This is a genomic window from Flavobacterium artemisiae (genome assembly GCF_042678225.1).
GTDB lineage: Bacteria > Bacteroidota > Bacteroidia > Flavobacteriales > Flavobacteriaceae > Flavobacterium > Flavobacterium artemisiae.
In genome coordinates, this window is sequence record NZ_JBHUDZ010000001.1 from 330,378 (window position 1) to 347,786 (window position 17,409).

Consider the following 17,409-nt stretch of genomic DNA (forward strand, 5'->3'; position numbering starts at 1 on the left):
TTTGTGGTTTTTTGTTTTTAGTTTATTGTTTGATTAAATTCAGCATTACAACATCATTTTCGTTGATTTTGAATTCTTTGCTGAAAGTTCCTTTTCCGTCAATTGTAATTTTTTCTGTCGAAATTGGCGCTCCGTTATTTTTCTCTTTTATTGAATTGACCTGCTCACGTGTTAACTGACTTGGCTTATTCATCGCTAAATAATCCGCGTAAGCGTCATTTACTTTGTAGCCGACTTTATAGATTTCTAAAGTATATTTACCTTTCTGCATTCCGTCCACCTCAATTTTGACTTTTCCTTTTTCTTTTGATGGAAGATCTTTAATGTAATACGTCTGGTTCAACTCTTTATCGCCCGGATGGGTATTTGTAAAATCCCACAATAAAACCTGAACATCGCCTTTTGCATTTTTAGAAGTCCAAGAAGATTTATCACTGTTTTGAAGTTCTGTTTCTCCCAATTTATTCATTAGATAATAAGAGAAATAGGCTGGTTTTTTAATTCCCTGCGTATTCAACAATCCGAAACCACCGTGAAAAGGTGTAAATCTTGGCCCAGCTTCTTCAAAAATATCCGTGAAAACCCAATACGACATTGAGTTTGCAGCATTGCCAACTTGTTTTAATTTCTGCAAAATATACGCCGCCGAATGATAACTGTCGTGAATTGGATCAGCAGGTGTATAAGATGCACTCCATTCTGTATAATGCAATTCAAGATTCGGTTTGGTTGATTCTGTAATTTGTTTGCGTGAATTTATAACTTCGCCGCTTACGCTAAATTCGTCTTTGCTCAATATCGTTCCAGAAGTTCCGAATTCGTCCAAATAGCCATGTTTTACTCCATATGTATGTGTTGAAATAAAATCGATCGGCACATTATTTTTTTCACAAAAAGCGATTGTTTCTGGAACCCACGCCGCACCTGCTGTCGCTGGCCCGCCGACTTTATAAACCGGATTTACTGCTTTTACACCGCGAACTGCGTAATCGTATAATTTATAGTATTCGTCCTGCGTACTGCTCCAAAATCCTGGCGAAAGATTTGGTTCGTTCCACACTTCAAAATACCACGTTTTTACTTCTTCGTCTCCATAACGTTCCTTAAAGTGAGCCGTTAGATTTCGAATTAAATCTTCCCATTTTTTATAGTCTTTTGGAGGAGTAACATTTCCTTTCCACCAAAAAATAGTTTCTTTTCCGCTTGCCAAAGCATTTGGCATAAAACCTAATTCTACAAAAGGTTTCATTTTCAGACTTATAATGTAATCGAACAAAACATCTACATATTGGTAGTTGTATTCTGGATTTCCTTTTTCGTCTTCACGGTAAATGGCCATATCATCTGTCAGCAAACCATGAAAGCGAATGTATTTAAAATCGCATTCTTTTTTTACCAATGCCAATTGCTGCTGCCAATCTGCTCGCAAACCTTCATTTGCTCTTCCGGCACCAATGCATTCTTTGAACATGGTGTTTAGTTTTCCTGCTTCTTTTTTGAAATCCACTTTTATGGTTCGGTCTTGAGCGAACGAATTCATTGAAGAAATTAAAACTGTTGCTAGTATTAAAAGTTTTTTCATCTGAAAATAGTTTTGTTTATTTTTTGCCACAGATTAATAGGATTCTAAAGGATTTTTTTCTTTTCTCTCGCAGATTTAGCAGATCGAGCAGATTTAAATCTTTTTAATCCTTTTAATCTGTGGCTAAATGTTTTATTGTCCAACTATATGTTAGACGCACTGCAGTGCGTCTCTACAGAAAATCTTTGCGAATTATAATTTCTTAAATCTTACAGCTCCACCGCCAGCACCGCCTAAGTTCAATTGTAATTTATCTGAAGCTTTTACTGTTTTCTTCGAAATTGCTACCGCTTCTGGATTATTCTTCTGATTTGTTCCTTCAGCATCCACATAAATTTGCGCTTCGTAAGTGGCATTTGGATCTAAGAATGATAATGAAACATTTACATTTCTTGGATTTTCATTTGTTAAAGTTCCTAAATACCAGTCTGCGCTGTTTCTGTCTTTTCTTGCTGTCGTGATGTATTCACCAATTTTTCCTTCTAAGATTTTTGTGTCTTCCCAATCTGTCGGAACATCTTTTAAGAATTGCAAAGCTGGTTTTCCTTCATAATTTTCAGGAAGATCGGCCAACATTTGAATTGGAGAATAAATCGTAACGTACAATGCCAATTGCTGCCCAACTGTTCCCTGAATTCTTTTTCCTGGATAACCTTGTTTTACCTCAACATCAAAAATTCCTGGTGTGAAATCCATTGGCCCTGAAAGTAATCTTGTAAACGGAATAATACTTAAATGGTTCGGCGGATTTCCTTCGCTCCATGCGTTATATTCTTGTCCGCGCGCCGCTTCTCTTGAAACCATGTTTGGGAAAGTTCTTCTTTCTCCAGTATCTTTAATTGATTCGTGGTATAAAACCGCTAAATCGTATTGTGCCGCTTTTTCTAAAATGTATCTGAAATAATTCACTCCAAACTGTCCGAAGTGCATTTGTTTCATATTTAATTTAGAACCTACGTGACCAATTTTTACGGTGTGGATTCCTAATTTTTTGTATAATGCAAAACCTTCGTCAACTTCTTTTAAATAGTTGATTAAGTTAGAACCTGTTTCGTGGTATCCTATTAATTCGATGTTCTTTTTCTTTCCATACTCCACCACTTTTTCTAAGTCGAAATTGTCAGCGCTTTTCGTGAAACTGAACATGTGCATACGGTTTTCGTACCAGCCCGGCGTCCATCCTTTGTTCCATCCTTCGATTAGTAAATGGTGGAAACCTTCTTTTGCCGTAAAATCGATATATTCTTCGGCGTGTTTTGTCGTTGCACCTTGTTTGTCGCTTTCCCAGAAAGTATATTTACCGATGTGCATTCCCCACCAAATTCCTAGATATTTGTATGGTTTGAAATAGCTGTTTGTGTTCTTTAATTTGTTTGGTTCGTTCAGGTTTAAAACCAAATAAGAAGTAATCAATTCTCCCGGATTTTCTCCAATTTGAATGGTTCTCCAAGATGAAGTGAACGAATCTTTTACGCGAACTTTTACACCATCAGGCCAAGGCACTAGATCTGATTTTAATTCTGTTCCTTTAGTGTTTACCAAAGTCATACTAGCAAAATCATACAAGTTGGCTTCGTGGAAACTTAAAGCCAATCCGCTTTTGCTTTCGATTGTTAATGGCGTTAAAACCGTATCAAGCGTACTTACGGGTGCATCTTTAAACAAATATTCATCACGGTTTTCTCTGTTTGCCGGAATCCACCACGCCTTTCCGTCTTCTTTTAAGTTGAAAGTTGTTTTTTCATCTGTAATGAAGATACTGTCTTTTACATTTTGTTTCGGGTAAACATATCTAAAAGCTACTCCATCATCAAAAGCACGAAACTGAATTTGTAATTTTCTTTTGTTTCCTGTTTTTTGCTGTAAATCAACTACTAATTGATTGTAGTGATTTCTGATGTTTTTCTTTTCTCCCCAAACTTGTTCCCAAGTTTCGTCAAACGTAGAAGTTTTTGCTCCTTTGATTTCGAAATTTGAACTTAAGTCTTCATTTCCTTTTAATACAAATCCCATTTCAGAAGGAGAAATTACTTCTGTCTTTCCGTGAGAAACGACGTATTTTGGAGCGTTTTTCACCAGCTCAAATTTGATTTTGTTTTTTCCGTTTGGCGATGCCAGTTCGTAAGCGCTTTTCGTTTTTTGACTGTAGCCGATTGTCATTGAAAACAATACGGCTGGGAGAATAAGATAGTTTTTCATGTTTTTTGGTATTATGTTTTTTTGCCACTGATTTTTCAAATCTCTGACTATTTTTTTGCCACAGATTAAAGGATTAAAAAAGATTAAAAATCTGCTCAATCTGCAATCCCGATAGTTATCGGAAGTGAGAGAAAGAAAAAATCCTTTCTAATCATTTTAATCTGTGGCTATATTTTTTTTACCACAAATTCCGCAAATTATCACAAATTAAATTCGTGAAAATTCGTGCAATTCGTGGCTAACTTTTTATTTTACCCACTCCGTTTTAAAAGTGGTTTTTCCTTTTAATGGATTTGCGTTTACGTCAAAATTGTTTCCGGTTTTGGTCACTTTGATTTCTTGTAAATCATCTCCGTTTGGTAAATAAACTTTAGCTGAAGCCGAAGTTGTTTTATCGCTTGCATATACTTTTAAAGTCAATTTGCTCCAATCCATATCTTTTGTAGACTGCGCTAAACCGATATGAGGAAGTGCAGTTCCATCTTTTACTAAAACTACAATTGGCACTTCGCCCGCTTTAATTTTATGCCAGCCAGATTGATATACTTTTTTAGTTTGATAGTCAATCCAAGTTCCTTCTGGAAGGTAAACGTCTCTTTCTTCAACTTCTTCAAAAAGTGGTGCAACCAACATACTTGAACCAAATAAATATTCATTATCCACTAACCAAGCTCCCGGATCGTTTGGATATTCTACAAATAAAGCTCTCATCATTGGCAATCCTTTTTCTGAACTTTCTTTTGCCTGAGCGTAGATATAAGGCATTAATTCATAACGCATATTATCAGCTTTTCTAAATCCCTCTAAGAATTCTTTGCTGTATAACCAAGGTTCGCGAGGTGGTTCTCCGTGGCTTCTTACGTGTGAAGTCAACATTCCGAATGGTGTCCATCTTCTGTAAATATTCTCAGGAGATTTTGTTGCGAAACCTCCAACATCATGGCTCCAGAAACTGAATCCGCTTAATCCTAATGAAAGTCCACCGCGTAATTCTGCCGACATGGCACCATTCGTAGTTTCAGAATCTCCTCCCCAATGTAACGGATAACGCTGTGATCCTGCCCAAGTACTTCTCGCCCAGATTAAAGTATATCCTTTTTCCTTCTGAGTGATTTCTGCAACGGCTTTGTTATATCTTAAAGGATATAAATTATGCTCGTAGAAACCTGTTCTTCCAGAATGGTAAATTCCGTCTGGCGGTGCTGCTTCTCCAAAATCTACTTTGAAAACGGCAACTCCTTCATCGAATAACTTTTTCAATTTTCCTTGGTACCAAGTAACTGTTTCAGGATTTGAGAAGTCTAAAACTGCATCTTCGTACGGAAGATTTCCTTTTCTGTCTTTAACCGCTAAATTCTTATCCATAATTTCTGGAAACAAAGTATTTTTTGGTGTGAAATATGGCAACTGCCATAAACAAACTTGGAAACCGTCTTTCTTTAAATCGGACATCATTTTTGTTGCGTCTGGGAAACGCGATTTTGCAAACTCATAGTTGTTTCTCCAATCTACATCAAACCAACCTGTGTCAAAGTGAATTACGTCAGTTGGGATTTTGTATTTACGCAGATCTCTCGCAACGTCACGTCCTTCTTTTTCTGAGAAATAGGTAATACGACTCATCCAAAAACCGAATGACCAAAGTGGCGGCATGGCAGCTTTTCCAGTCAAATTAGTGTATTGATCTAAAATGTCTTTTGGTTCTCCAATGAAGAAAAACAAATCGGCTTCGTCGTCTCCAATGTACATTTCGTTGGCACTTGAGAAATACTTTCCGAAGTCAACTGTAATTGGAGTTGAATGATGCATGAAAACGCCATAACCGCGGCTACTCATGTAAAACGGGATAGGTTTATACATCGTTTCATTCTGGATTCCGTTAGCGTCATCTGTCCATAAAACTACTTTTGAACCGCGTTTGTTGAATTGCGTGAAGGATTCTCCACAACCAAATATTTTTTCGTCTGGTTCTAAACTGAACGCAGCGCCCATACTTCTTGAATAATCACTGTTTCTGCGAACGTATGAAAACGGAAGTGTTGGTGTATACGTATTTTTAAAATCAGTATCGTGAAGGGTGCTTGTCAACAGTTTTCCTTTTTCATCGAAGATTTTTACGTGCCAAGGTTTTGTCAAAATTTCAACTCTTCCGTGTTTGCTTGTATAACTGTGACCGCCTTCGATTTTAGCATATTTCCATAATTCCGGATGATTTGGCGCAACGCCGTCAACCAACATTAAAGATTCCTTTTGTGGGTGAAATTGCGGGCCAGAAGTGGCTTTGATACGAACTGTTCTATCAGAAACAAACTGAATTTCGAATGGCAAAACTGGTGATTCTGCATATTCTGTTGTTGGGAATTCGTTTGCTTTTTCAACATCGGGTTTCATCATCATGTTGTTGAATGCCTGACGTGTTTTATAGTTGTATCTCAAATATTTTATGGCTCCTTTTCCCGTTGCAGGGTCGAAAGAAGCTAGTTCGTCTGCAAAGTAAAAAGTGTTCAGATAGTTCTGAAAATCTTTACTGATATCGATTGGTGCATTCAGCACATCTGCATTTTGAATTTGAGCTGATGCTTTTGGCGTCAGAACAAATCCAAGCATAAAAGCCGAAAACAATGTGGTTAGTTGTCTGTTTTTCATTGGTTAATTTAGTTATCCTAACAGGTTTTAAAAACCTGTTAGGTATTTTATATACTATCTTAATAAAAATTTATAGATACCTAACAGGTTTTGGAAACCTGTTAGGATAGTAAAACTTACTATTCTGTTGTAATTACGATTGTGGCTTGTTTTAATCCATTCGCTTTAGCGGTTAATTCTAATCTTCCGCTTTTATCTCCCGATTGTACAATTACCAAACATTTTCCTGCCAAAGCGGTATGTTTAGTTCCTTTGTAAGGTTCGTGACTAACTGGGTCTCCACTGCAAACGCCTACGATTTTCCCACTTCCTTTTAATGAAAAGTTGATTTCGTTGTTTGCATTTGGCGCTATCGTTCCGTTTGCATCCAAAATATCTACGGTTACAAAAGACAAATCATTTTTGTCTGCTTTGATGGTATTTCTGTCCGCAGTTAATTTTAATTGTGAAGGATTTCCAGCGGTTTTGATTTCTTTTTCTAAAACCACTTTTCCGCCTTTGCGAGAAATGGCTTTAAGCGTTCCTGCTTCAAAAGGAATTCGCCACATTACGTGTAAATCTTCTCCTTTTTTAGCTCTTTTTCCAACTGATTTTCCGTTTACGAAAAGTTCCACTTCATCTGCATTATTATAGTAAGCCCAAACGTCAACAGTTTGTCCGGCTTTCCAGTTCCAATGTGGGAAAACGTGAAGAACAGTTTTATTAGTCCATTCACTTTGGTACATATAATACACGTCTTTCGGGAAACCGGCTAAATCGACAATTCCGAAATACGAACTTACCGATGGCCACTCGTATGGAGTTGGTTCTCCGATATAATCGAAACCTGTCCAAACGTACATTCCCGCTAAGAAATCGTGTTTTTTAATGATTTTCCAAGTTGCTTCGTGAGTTGAACCCCAAGGCGTCTGTACTTGATCGTAAGCCGACACCGTATTTCCAGGATTTCCTCCTTCAAATTTTTTATCCCAACTAACTGGCCATTTTTTGATTGTGTCTGAAACAGCATCATAATAACCTCTTGTTTGTAGACCTGAAGTAGTTTCGGTTGCTATAAAAGGGGTTTTTGGGAAGTTTTTTAAATGATGTTCAAATGTCTGATGCGCATAATTGTATCCGATCAAATCTAAAACTCCAGATCCCGCAAGCGGATTAATCGAAACATTTTTTTTCTCGAATTGTAAAGTCACCGCATCAATATTCATATTTACCGGCGGATTCATTCCTGCGGTAATGGGTCTTGTTTTATCGTATTGACGTGTAATTGCAGCTAATTCTTTTGCAATTTCAATTCCCGTTTCGTTCCATTGTTCCGGGATTTCGTTTCCAATACTCCACATAAAAATACTGGCGTGATTTCGGTCGCGTAACAATTGATCAATTAAATCTTGTTTGTGCCATTTGTCCCAATCATTTGCGTAATCGTATTTGGTTTTGTTTTGTTTCCACATGTCAAAAGCTTCATCCATGACAATGAAACCCATTTTGTCGCAAAGCTGTAAAAGTTCAGGAGCAGGCGGATTGTGAGAAGTTCTTATTCCGTTTACGCCCATTTCTTTCAGAATTTCCAACTGACGTTCAAGTGCTCGCGTATTGATTGCGGAACCCAACGGACCTAAATCGTGGTGCATACAAACTCCTTTTATTTTGACCTGTTTTCCGTTCAAAATAAAACCTTTATTCAAATCAAATTTAAAATCCCTGATTCCGAATGTCGTTTTGTATTGATCAATGATTTTATCGTCAAGCGAAATTTCCGTAACTGCCGTGTATAATTCTGGATTTTCATCTGACCATAATGCAGGATTTTCAACTTCAGCTGATTGCTTTACAGTTTGATTTCCGTTGGCATTGATGGTTATATCTTGAGTAACCGATGTTACTTTTTTATCTTCTTTATAAAGGGTTGTAGTTACCGTTGCTTTTTTGCTTTCTTGATATTGATTTTTGATTGTAGTTTCAATATTTACAGAAGCTTTTTCAGCCGTAACTTTTGGAGTTGTAATGTACGTTCCCCATTGTCCAACATGAAGTTTATCTGTGGTTTCGATCCAGACATTTCTAAAAATTCCTGAACCTGAATACCAGCGTGAATTGGGTTGTTTTGAATTGTCAACCTTAACAATAATCTCGTTGTTTTTTTCTCCGTAATTTAAATACTTAGAAATTTCATATTGAAAACCAATATATCCGTTTGGACGTTTTCCTAAATAATGACCGTTTACCCAAACTTCGCTGTTTTTGTAAACGCCGTCAAAAGTGATTGAAGTTATTTTTGTACTGTCTTCTGCAGCAACTTTAAATGTCTTTTTGTACCAGCCTAAACCTCCGTTAAGCGATCCTCCACCATATCCGGCCGGACTTTTTTCATCAAACTTTCCTTCGATGCCCCAATCGTGTGGTACATCTAAAATTCTCCATTTTGTTGCTGTGCCGATAGTGTCTTTATCAATAATACTATCATTAAGATGGAAACTCCAATCTGCATTAAAAGAAACTTTTCTATTTACAAAAGCATCGTTTTTTTTGGCACAGGAATTCAAGAAAATAATTCCAGCTGACACTACTAATAAGCTTACGTTTTTTATGTTTTTTCTAATTTGCATGGGTATTTTTTTGTTTTTGAAATTTGAAGATAGAAATAAAAATTGAGTCCATTTATTTCTTCATAAAAACAATTTAAGTCTCAGCTTTAAAGTATCTTTTGGATATTTATTTAAAACTGAGACTTCAAAAACTAACTAATTATGATTTTGGAACTAAATGATAAATTAGATAATCACCATCTGCTCTAATTGCAATAAAGCATAAACTTGTATCTGTAAGTTCAACAATTTTTACGTTAGTAAAACTGAACGAACTGCTAAAATAACTTGGTTCATTTGGGTGAAGCATTTCTGTTCCTCCGTTAAACGAAATTCTGTCATTTGTTTCTCCCGTTGTTAAACTAAAATTGAACGTCCCTGTTTTTGTTGTTTTTTGTGTTGCTCCTAAAGCTGGGTTCGTTTGTGTTACCGAAACATTATAACCTCCATCTAAATTGAATGTTATTTCTCCCCAATCTTTATTCTCAAGACCTGCCCAAGAAATATCAGTAAGATTTGGCCACCAGCCTGGACCGCTTACCGCTCTATTAACATAGCTTGGTGTATTACCAATAAATTCTAATGGAGCTGTCATGTACAATACCCAAGTTTTTCCAGCTTGTCCGTTGGTCAATTTGTTCCATCTCGGATCACTGAAAAAAGTATTATCGTTCTCTGGAACATCTATTGCAACTGGTGCTGCTTCTACTGAACCTCCTCTAACGAATGCTGTGTAAAAAACAGTGTATTTACCCGCAAATGGAAAAGTAATTTTATCTTCACTTTTGTTAGAATGTCCTAACTCATTTCCTTGTGCGTCTACATATTTCCAAAATGGAATCACTGTTGGATCTTCATTTTTTAAAACTATTTCATTCTTTTTTGCCGCATTTTGAGTCACAGAATATTTAATGGTCTCTGGCGTAAGCGTTACTGCTGGAAGACTTTCGCGATCTTCGATTGCTTCACATGAGAATAAAAACGAACTGATCGTTACAGCCGCTAATACTATATATAATATACGTTTCATAATCAATTTGTTTTTAGTTAATTCCAACCCGGATTTTGAGTAATGGTACCATTTGAAAGTACTATTTGAGATTGTGGCAATGGAAACCAGCCCTGAGTTTCTGTTCTAAAAGTTACAGCAAACTGATCTCCAGTATTGTTATCAATAGCCGCTTTCATTACACCCATTCCTTGTCTGATTAAATCGAAATAACGTAATCCTTCAAGTGCCAATTCTAAACGACGTTCCTCCATGATAACAGATTTAGTTACAGTAATTCTGTGAGCAGTGTCTTTAAATGCACGGTCACGAACTCTGTCAAAATCTGTCTGTGCTAAACCTGCATTTCCGTCCAAATTCAATTCGGCAGCCATTAATAAAACATCTGCAAAACGAATAATTGCATAATCTTGATAGTTGTCAATTTGGAAATTTCCTCCATTTGCTTCTACAACTGCAGTTCCTGCCGCGTTTGTAATCGGGCAGTATTTTTTCCAAGAATATCCTGTGTATTGACGTTGCTCTCTTGCTTGTGGATCAAAATTTAAAGGTTGTCCGTTATGAGTTTCATTCGCATAATCAATAAAAGAAGCCGCTTTTCTAGTATCTGCTGCATCATAAGCTGCAACTAATTTAGGATTAACAGTTGCTCCTCCCCATCCTGTTGCGTATCTTCCGATTGCTCCTCCACGAGGTGCAATATTTACTTGAAAACGGTTTCCTTCGTGAAGATCCCAGTTTCCTTTTCCAGATCCGTTAAAACGAACTGCCCAAACCATTTCTGTATTATCTTCTCCAACAAAATTTTCTAAAGAAGCTGCCAGCCAAAGATTAGCAAAATCTGGAACCAATCCGTGTCCGCTGTTGCTTACCACATCATTAATATAAGTTGTTGCTTGTGCTTTTGTAACAACTCCAGCCAAATCTGTTTTGTTGTAAGCTCCTGTATAGAACAAAAACGTTCTTGCTAAATAAGCTTCTGCAGCCCATTTTGTAATACGCCCATAGTTTGCATTTCCTGCCTGAGAATAGTTTTCATTTCCTAAATTATCTGCTGCAAATTTTAAATCGCTAGCAATTAAGGCATAAGTAACTTCTGGTGTTTGTCTTGGTAATTGAAATTCGCTTGTTGTCACTGTATGATCCAACGGAATAATATCTCCAAACATTTTTGCTGCCTGGAAATGAAAGTGCGCTCTCAAGAAACGTGCTTCTGCTTCGTATCTTGTTTTTAAAGCTGTATTAGCTCCCCAGTTTACTTTATCTAAATTTTCTAACAAAATGTTAGCTCTGTAAATTCCAAGATAAGAGTTTGTCCACGTCAGCGCATTCATGTCTTTATCTGTAGTATATTGAAAGCGGTCCCACTGCAAATCTACTGTTGGATCTGCAATACCAAATCCTCCAAAGCAATTATCAGATGCCTGCTCACTTACAATCAATTGTGTACCGTAAGCTTCTCTTTGCAATACATCATAAACGGCTACCAAACCTTCAAAAGCATCAGACGGAGTTTTATAAAAATTCTCTGTTACTTTATCAGTATATGGTTCGTTTTCCAAAAAATCTTCCGAACAAGCACCTAAAACAAGTAAGCTTGAAAGAGCGAATAATTTTATATATGTTTTCATGTTTTTCAAAATTTAAAAGTTAACATTTAGACCCATCATGTAGGTTCTAGGCTGTGGATAATACCCAACATCGATTCCTTTTGCCCAAGATTGATTTACGTTTCCGAAACCAATTTCAGGATCCATCCCTTTGTACTTCGTAAATGTGTAAATGTTATTTCCTGCAACGTACACTCTGAACTTAGAGAAGAATCTCAATTTGTCTGTTAACTTTGTTAAGTCGCATCCAATAGTTGCGTTTTTAATTCTAAAGAAATCAGAATCCTGAATATAGAGATCAGAGAATTTAGTATAATTCCCGTTTTCATCAGTTCCATAAGTTACTCTCGGAACTGAGTTTGAAGTCCCCTCGCTTGTCCATCTGTTTAAGATATCAGTAGTATTGTTTGTATAAGCACGTGTATAATCATGAATTCCGAAAACGTTTTGTCCTCCAGCTGTACCATAAGTATTGATAGAGAAATCAAAAGCTTTATATGACAATTCTAAATTTACACCATAAGTAACATCCGGATTTGGATTACCAACTTGTGTTTTATCGTTAGCATCAATTTGTCCGTCTCCGTTTAAATCAACAAAACGAACATCTCCAGGTTGAGCATTTGGTTGAACTCCCGCTGCAACTTCTGCCGCATTTTGAAAAATACCATTTGTTTTTAATCCGTAGAAATAACCCATTGGTTTACCAACCTCAACACGGTTCATTTCGTCTAAACCTTGGAATAAAACGTTACTTTCTCCGTGAATGATTCCTTCATTGTTCGCAATTCTAAGTACTTCGTTTTGGTTACGAGAAAGGTTGGCATTAATACCAAAATTCCAGTCTTTTCCAAAACGCGTTCTGTATGCCAAACCAATTTCAAAACCTTTATTGCTTACATCTCCACCATTAATATACGGTGCAGTTGCTCCAGCATAAGTAGGAATCGAAGCTAAAACTAACCAGTCTTTTGTCTTTTTATCATAATAATCAAAAGTCAAAGTAAAGTTGGTAAACAAAGTCGCATCAAAACCTAAGTCTAACTGTTCAGAAGTTTCCCATTTTAAGTTACGGTTTGCCAATTGGTCAGGGCTTGAACCTACTAATAAAGTTTCGTCTCCTGTACCAAAGTGATACGTTTTGTCTGTAGAATTTACAGTTGACAAATAAGCAAATCTTCTTCCGAATTGGTCATTACCATTTTGTCCCCAGCTTGCTCTTAATTTAAATGTGTTCAACACTTTATTTTCTTTAAAGAAAGCTTCTTTATCTAAATTCCAACCTGCAGAAAAGGAAGGGAAAATAGCATACTTGTTGTCTGGTCCAAATTCTGATGAACCGTCACGACGAATTGTCGCCGAAAATAAATATTTGTTATTGTAATCGTATAATAAACGTCCGAAGTAAGACTGGATCGCATAATCTTTACGGTTTCCTTTTACAACATTAGATGTAGGATCTTTTGCATTGTCTAAATAAGCATGTGCAAAATCATCAAAAATCAAGTTTCTTCCTTGTCCTTCCATGTAATCAGAAGTATTCTTTTTAGCAGAAGTACCCGCCAAAATATCGAAATTATGAGAAGAAGCAATGTTGAATTTATATTGAAGTGTATTTTCAAAAATCCATCCCATCGATTTTGTACCACTTTGTGTAACACTAGAAACCGTATTGTTATCGCTGGAAGAAAGAGAATAAACTGGTCTAAAAGATCTGTAGTTACTGTCTGTCATATCAACACCAAAACTTGTTCTAAAAGTAAGGTCTTTGATAATTTTTAATTCAGCAAAAATATTCCCTACATAACGATTTGTTTTCGTTTGATTGAAGTTATTGTAATACAAAGATCCAACCGGATTGCTGACATCTGCTGAAATAATAGAACGTGCAAAATCTCCATTTTCATCATACGCTGCATCTATTGGAGCCGCATTTAAGAAACTTCTAATTGCATTGCTGTAAATACCATCATCGGCAACACCGCTTGATTTAACATTTGAAAATGTAAAGTTTTCACCAATTTTAAGATAATCTTTAATTACTTCAGAAGTTGAGTTTACTGTAAAAGTAATACGATCGTATTGCGATTGATTATTTGATCCTCCAATCATACCTTCTTGTCCATAGTAAGACAAACCTGTAGCAATAGTTGATTTTTGATCACCGCCAGTAATTAATAATGAATGGTTTTGTTTCATAGCACCTTCATTAAACAAATCATTCTGCCAATCGTGATTTGGGAATGAAGCGATTTGTGCTTTAGTGTACAATGGAGAATATCCAGAATTTACACGAGCTTCGTTCATTATTGTTGTATATTCTTGTGTATTCATCAAATCCAGTTTTTTAGCAATTTGCTGAAAACCTGTATAAGAATTGAAAGACACATTCATTTTACCATCTTTTCCTTTTTTAGTTGTTACTAAAATTACACCGTTTGCCGCTCTTGCTCCGTAGATAGATGCAGCCGAAGCATCTTTAAGAACGTCTACCCTTTCAATCACAGATGGATCAAGGTATCCGATTCCGTTATCAACCACAACACCATCTACAACATACAGAGGATCACTGTTCCCTGCTGTACCAGCACCACGAATATTTACCACCATATTCGCACCTGGCTGTCCCGAAGATGAAGTAACATTTACCCCAGAAGCCTGACCTTGTAAAGCATTTACAACATCAAGACTCGCTACTTGCTGGATATCTTTTCCAGATACTAATGAAGTTGCGGCAGTGTTTACTTTTTTCTTTTGAGTACCGTAACCAATTACAACAATTTCTTTAAGCTCCGAAGTTTCGGGCTGTAAAACGGCATTAATTACTTTCTGAGTTCCTACGGTAATGTTTTGTGATCTAAAACCAACAAAAGTGATCACTAAAACATCTCCTGTTTTAGCCTCAACTTTATATTTTCCATCAAAATCGGTAACAGTACTTGAGTTTGTTCCCTTTACTTGTACAGTTGCTCCAGGAACTCCAAATCCGTCTTCAGACGAAGTTATAGTTCCACTTACAGTTTTGGATTGGTCTTGGGCAAATCCAAACTGTATCATAAATACGCTAAGCAGCAGCCCCAAAAAATATGGAAGCTTTGTTGTTTTAATACAATTTTTGCTTTTCATAATAAGAAATGATTAAGTTTAAGTTATAGTTAGTAATCATTTACCCTAAGAAAATTTGGAAAACTCCCCAAGCAATTCTTATTACAAATGAGGGCCTGAATCTCATTTCTAACATTAGACACTTGAAAAACTATTAGCAGAAACCTGAAAAACCTGAGTTTTTCAAAGCATCAAAATCGATTTGTATTATGATTTTTAATTCTGTTATCAAAAAACTTTTAAAATCAATTTAAAAAAACAATTGTGGTAAGTTTAAGTTAAGTTTTATCTTTGCCATCTTTGCTTATAGTCAATTTGAATTTATCTTATGGTAAATTTGACTACAAGTGTAAAACTTTTTTTCTATTTTAGCAAAATATTAAGGTTATTTTTTTTTAATTCTGATTTAAGAGGAGTCATTTTTATTAATATAACAAGCGAACTTGTTTTAGTGAAATAATTTTTAAATAAAAAATAGCTAAATAGTAATTTGACAATCAAGTATTTAAAAGAATTTCATTTTAAAGAGTTCCTTTTTACGAATTTCAAAGCCTTGATTATCAAAATTTTAATTTGTTAAAAAAATATTAAGTAACGAACAAAGACACTTTAGCATTTTATTTGCTTAATTTGTCAAAATTTATAGCAACTTATGATCGAAAATGGAGATGAGAAACCTTTCGCAAAAAGCGAACAAAGTGCGATGAACGCCATCACGATTGACTGCGTCATATTTGGTTTTGACAAAGGAAGTCTTGAAGTACTTTTGGTGCAGCATGGAGAAGGGATCAGTAAAGGAAAATGGGGGCTTCCAGGAGGATGGATTTATAAAAAAGAAAGCACTGATAATGCCGCGCATCGACTATTAAACGAGTTGACTGGTCTTGATAATATTTATCTTGAACAATTAAAAGCTTTTGGAGATCCAGATCGTTTCCCGCTCCGACGTGTAATTACAATCGGGTATTATGCTTTGGTAAAAAGAGAAGATTATAATATTAAAGCTGGTTTTACAGCATCCGATGCACAATGGTATAAAATTGATAGTATTCCGGATTTAATTTATGATCATAACGAAATTCTGGCTTATAGTATAAAACATCTTAGAAGCCGTGTTCGTCAGGCGCCGCTTGGTTTTAATCTGCTGCCAGAAAAATTTACTTTATTGCAGTTGATGCAGCTTTACGAAGAAATATTAGGAGTCGAAATGGACAAATCGAATTTTAGGCGTAAAATTCTGCATATGAAATTGTTAGTAGCTTTAGACGAAAAGCAGCAAGATGTTTCTCATAGAGCGGCACAATTGTATAAATTTGATCCTGCGATCTACCAAAAACTTACAGAGAAAGGTTTTAATTTCGAATTCTAATTCGTCTGAACCGAAAAAAAAAATTTCGTTATTCTAATATTATCAGAAATTGGCAGAAAAAAATCAGCATAGCAAAACAGCAGTAGACGGAATCACAATCGATTGTGTGTTTTTCGGATTCAATAAAGAAAGCCTTGAAGTGCTTTTAGTACAGCATGCTCAAGGCGAAAGTATGGGTAAATGGGGACTTCTGGGCGGCTGGCTTCAAAGAGACGAAAGTGCCGATGATGCCGCACAGCGAATTTTACAGGAACTTACTGGTCTTGAAGATATTTATCTGGAACAATTACAAGCATTTACAAATCCGAAACGTGTATTAGAAAGACGCGTTGTGACTATCGGATATTATACTTTGGTTAATCGGGAAGATTATAATATTAAAGCCAGTTTACGAGTTATTGAAGCCAAATGGTACAAAATAAACGAGATTCCGGATTTGATTTTTGATCATAACGAAATTCTGAATGTCAGCTTAATGCAGCTGCGTAATCGCGTACGTCAGGCTCCAATTGGATTTAATTTGCTGCCAGAAAAATTTACTTTATTGCAGTTAATGCATTTGTATGAAGAAATTCTCGGAATCGAAATGGATAAATCGAATTTTAGAAGAAAAATTCTGCACATGAAACTGCTCACAGAATTGGATGAAAAACAAAAAGACGTTTCGCACAGAGCAGCTAAACTTTACAAGTTTGATGATGAAATGTATAAAAAACTAACTCAAAAAGGATTCAATTTTGAGTATTAACAAAACGGCCTAAAGAAATCTTTAGGCCGTTTTTTATTTTTTTACGGAATACAAAGGATTATCACATTGCAAAAACCTCCCACAATTCCCGGAAACTTAGTTGGGTCTTCTGTTCCCGAATTAGCGGCAACTCCTTTTCCACTCGGGCACATTGAAGTTGGCACTCCATTTCTCGGTCCGCAGACAGTTCCTAAAGTTCCTCCACCGATACTTTTCATTTCTTCTTTTGTAAGCTTTTCATATTTCAGAACAAGCTTCATTGTTTCTTTTTGCATAATTTCTTGGGTTTAATTAGTAAATAAAAACACTATAACTACTTTCTAGCTGATTATCTTGTACACAGATATTTCAAAAAAACAGTTAAAAACCAAAAGCAGATTAATCTTATGGTTAAAATGACTACAAGTTTAATCAAATTAATCTTAAGCGACAATTATTCGTACAAAAAATACATTTATTTCATCCAAATCTCGGTTTGGGCATTTATTCCTTAAACTTTATTTCCGTTAATCTTAATCTAAAAAGTATTCTTCAATTTTTAGCTCAAAAAACCATA

Annotated in this window: 10 protein-coding genes; 2 read left to right on the forward strand and 8 right to left on the reverse strand. The window is 35.8% G+C overall.

All coding sequences use genetic code 11. The features are described from left to right. Positions 1–22: 22 nt before the first annotated feature. The 7 genes from ACFSC2_RS01490 to ACFSC2_RS01520 form a co-directional block, all read right to left on the reverse strand. Positions 23–1,582 carry a GH39 family glycosyl hydrolase gene (locus tag ACFSC2_RS01490; protein ID WP_379817482.1) on the reverse strand — a complete coding sequence of 520 codons (1,560 nt, stop codon included), beginning with the start codon at positions 1,580–1,582 and terminating at the stop codon, positions 23–25. Positions 1,583–1,774: 192 nt separating this feature from the next. Next, entirely contained in the window at positions 1,775–3,781 is a 2,007-nt protein-coding gene (locus ACFSC2_RS01495; RefSeq protein WP_379817483.1) for a glycoside hydrolase family 97 protein, read from the reverse strand. 246 nt (positions 3,782–4,027) lie between these two features. Continuing rightward, entirely contained in the window at positions 4,028–6,427 is a 2,400-nt protein-coding gene (locus tag ACFSC2_RS01500; protein ID WP_379817484.1) for a glycoside hydrolase family 31 protein, read from the reverse strand. A gap of 119 nt (positions 6,428–6,546) precedes the next feature. Then, positions 6,547–9,033 carry a glycoside hydrolase family 2 TIM barrel-domain containing protein gene (locus tag ACFSC2_RS01505; protein WP_379817485.1) on the reverse strand — a complete coding sequence of 829 codons (2,487 nt, stop codon included), beginning with the start codon at positions 9,031–9,033 and terminating at the stop codon, positions 6,547–6,549. A 139-nt stretch (positions 9,034–9,172) separates the two neighbouring features. Continuing rightward, on the reverse strand, positions 9,173–10,042 hold the full coding sequence (locus ACFSC2_RS01510; RefSeq protein ID WP_379817486.1) for a hypothetical protein: 870 nt from the start codon (positions 10,040–10,042) through the stop codon (positions 9,173–9,175). Positions 10,043–10,059: 17 nt separating this feature from the next. Further along, positions 10,060–11,652 carry a RagB/SusD family nutrient uptake outer membrane protein gene (locus tag ACFSC2_RS01515; RefSeq protein WP_379817487.1) on the reverse strand — a complete coding sequence of 531 codons (1,593 nt, stop codon included), beginning with the start codon at positions 11,650–11,652 and terminating at the stop codon, positions 10,060–10,062. Between the two features lie 12 nt (positions 11,653–11,664). Beyond that, positions 11,665–14,757 (reverse strand): SusC/RagA family TonB-linked outer membrane protein, encoded by a 3,093-nt coding sequence (locus ACFSC2_RS01520; RefSeq protein ID WP_379817488.1) that lies wholly within the window; start codon positions 14,755–14,757, stop codon positions 11,665–11,667. Positions 14,758–15,388: 631 nt separating this feature from the next. Here ACFSC2_RS01520 and ACFSC2_RS01525 point away from each other — a divergent pair. Beyond that, on the forward strand, positions 15,389–16,105 hold the full coding sequence (locus ACFSC2_RS01525; RefSeq protein ID WP_379817489.1) for an NUDIX hydrolase: 717 nt from the start codon (positions 15,389–15,391) through the stop codon (positions 16,103–16,105). 49 nt (positions 16,106–16,154) lie between these two features. Further along, positions 16,155–16,853, forward strand: a complete 699-nt coding sequence (locus ACFSC2_RS01530) for an NUDIX hydrolase (RefSeq protein WP_379817490.1) — start codon at positions 16,155–16,157, stop codon at positions 16,851–16,853. 41 nt (positions 16,854–16,894) lie between these two features. Here ACFSC2_RS01530 and ACFSC2_RS01535 read toward each other — a convergent pair whose 3' ends face one another. Beyond that, on the reverse strand, positions 16,895–17,128 hold the full coding sequence (locus tag ACFSC2_RS01535; RefSeq protein ID WP_379817491.1) for a hypothetical protein: 234 nt from the start codon (positions 17,126–17,128) through the stop codon (positions 16,895–16,897). Positions 17,129–17,409 lie beyond the last annotated feature (281 nt).

What these genes read in the sequence shown, in the direction of transcription:
- ACFSC2_RS01490 (WP_379817482.1), bottom strand. Translation starts at nt 1,582, where the DNA reads ATGAAAAAACTTTTAATACTAGCAACAGTTTTAATTTCTTCAATGAAT.
- ACFSC2_RS01495 (WP_379817483.1), bottom strand. Translation starts at nt 3,781, where the DNA reads ATGAAAAACTATCTTATTCTCCCAGCCGTATTGTTTTCAATGACAATC.
- ACFSC2_RS01500 (WP_379817484.1), bottom strand. Translation starts at nt 6,427, where the DNA reads ATGAAAAACAGACAACTAACCACATTGTTTTCGGCTTTTATGCTTGGA.
- ACFSC2_RS01505 (WP_379817485.1), bottom strand. Translation starts at nt 9,033, where the DNA reads ATGCAAATTAGAAAAAACATAAAAAACGTAAGCTTATTAGTAGTGTCA.
- ACFSC2_RS01510 (WP_379817486.1), bottom strand. Translation starts at nt 10,042, where the DNA reads ATGAAACGTATATTATATATAGTATTAGCGGCTGTAACGATCAGTTCG.
- ACFSC2_RS01515 (WP_379817487.1), bottom strand. Translation starts at nt 11,652, where the DNA reads ATGAAAACATATATAAAATTATTCGCTCTTTCAAGCTTACTTGTTTTA.
- ACFSC2_RS01520 (WP_379817488.1), bottom strand. Translation starts at nt 14,757, where the DNA reads ATGAAAAGCAAAAATTGTATTAAAACAACAAAGCTTCCATATTTTTTG.
- ACFSC2_RS01525 (WP_379817489.1), top strand. Translation starts at nt 15,389, where the DNA reads ATGATCGAAAATGGAGATGAGAAACCTTTCGCAAAAAGCGAACAAAGT.
- ACFSC2_RS01535 (WP_379817491.1), bottom strand. Translation starts at nt 17,128, where the DNA reads ATGCAAAAAGAAACAATGAAGCTTGTTCTGAAATATGAAAAGCTTACA.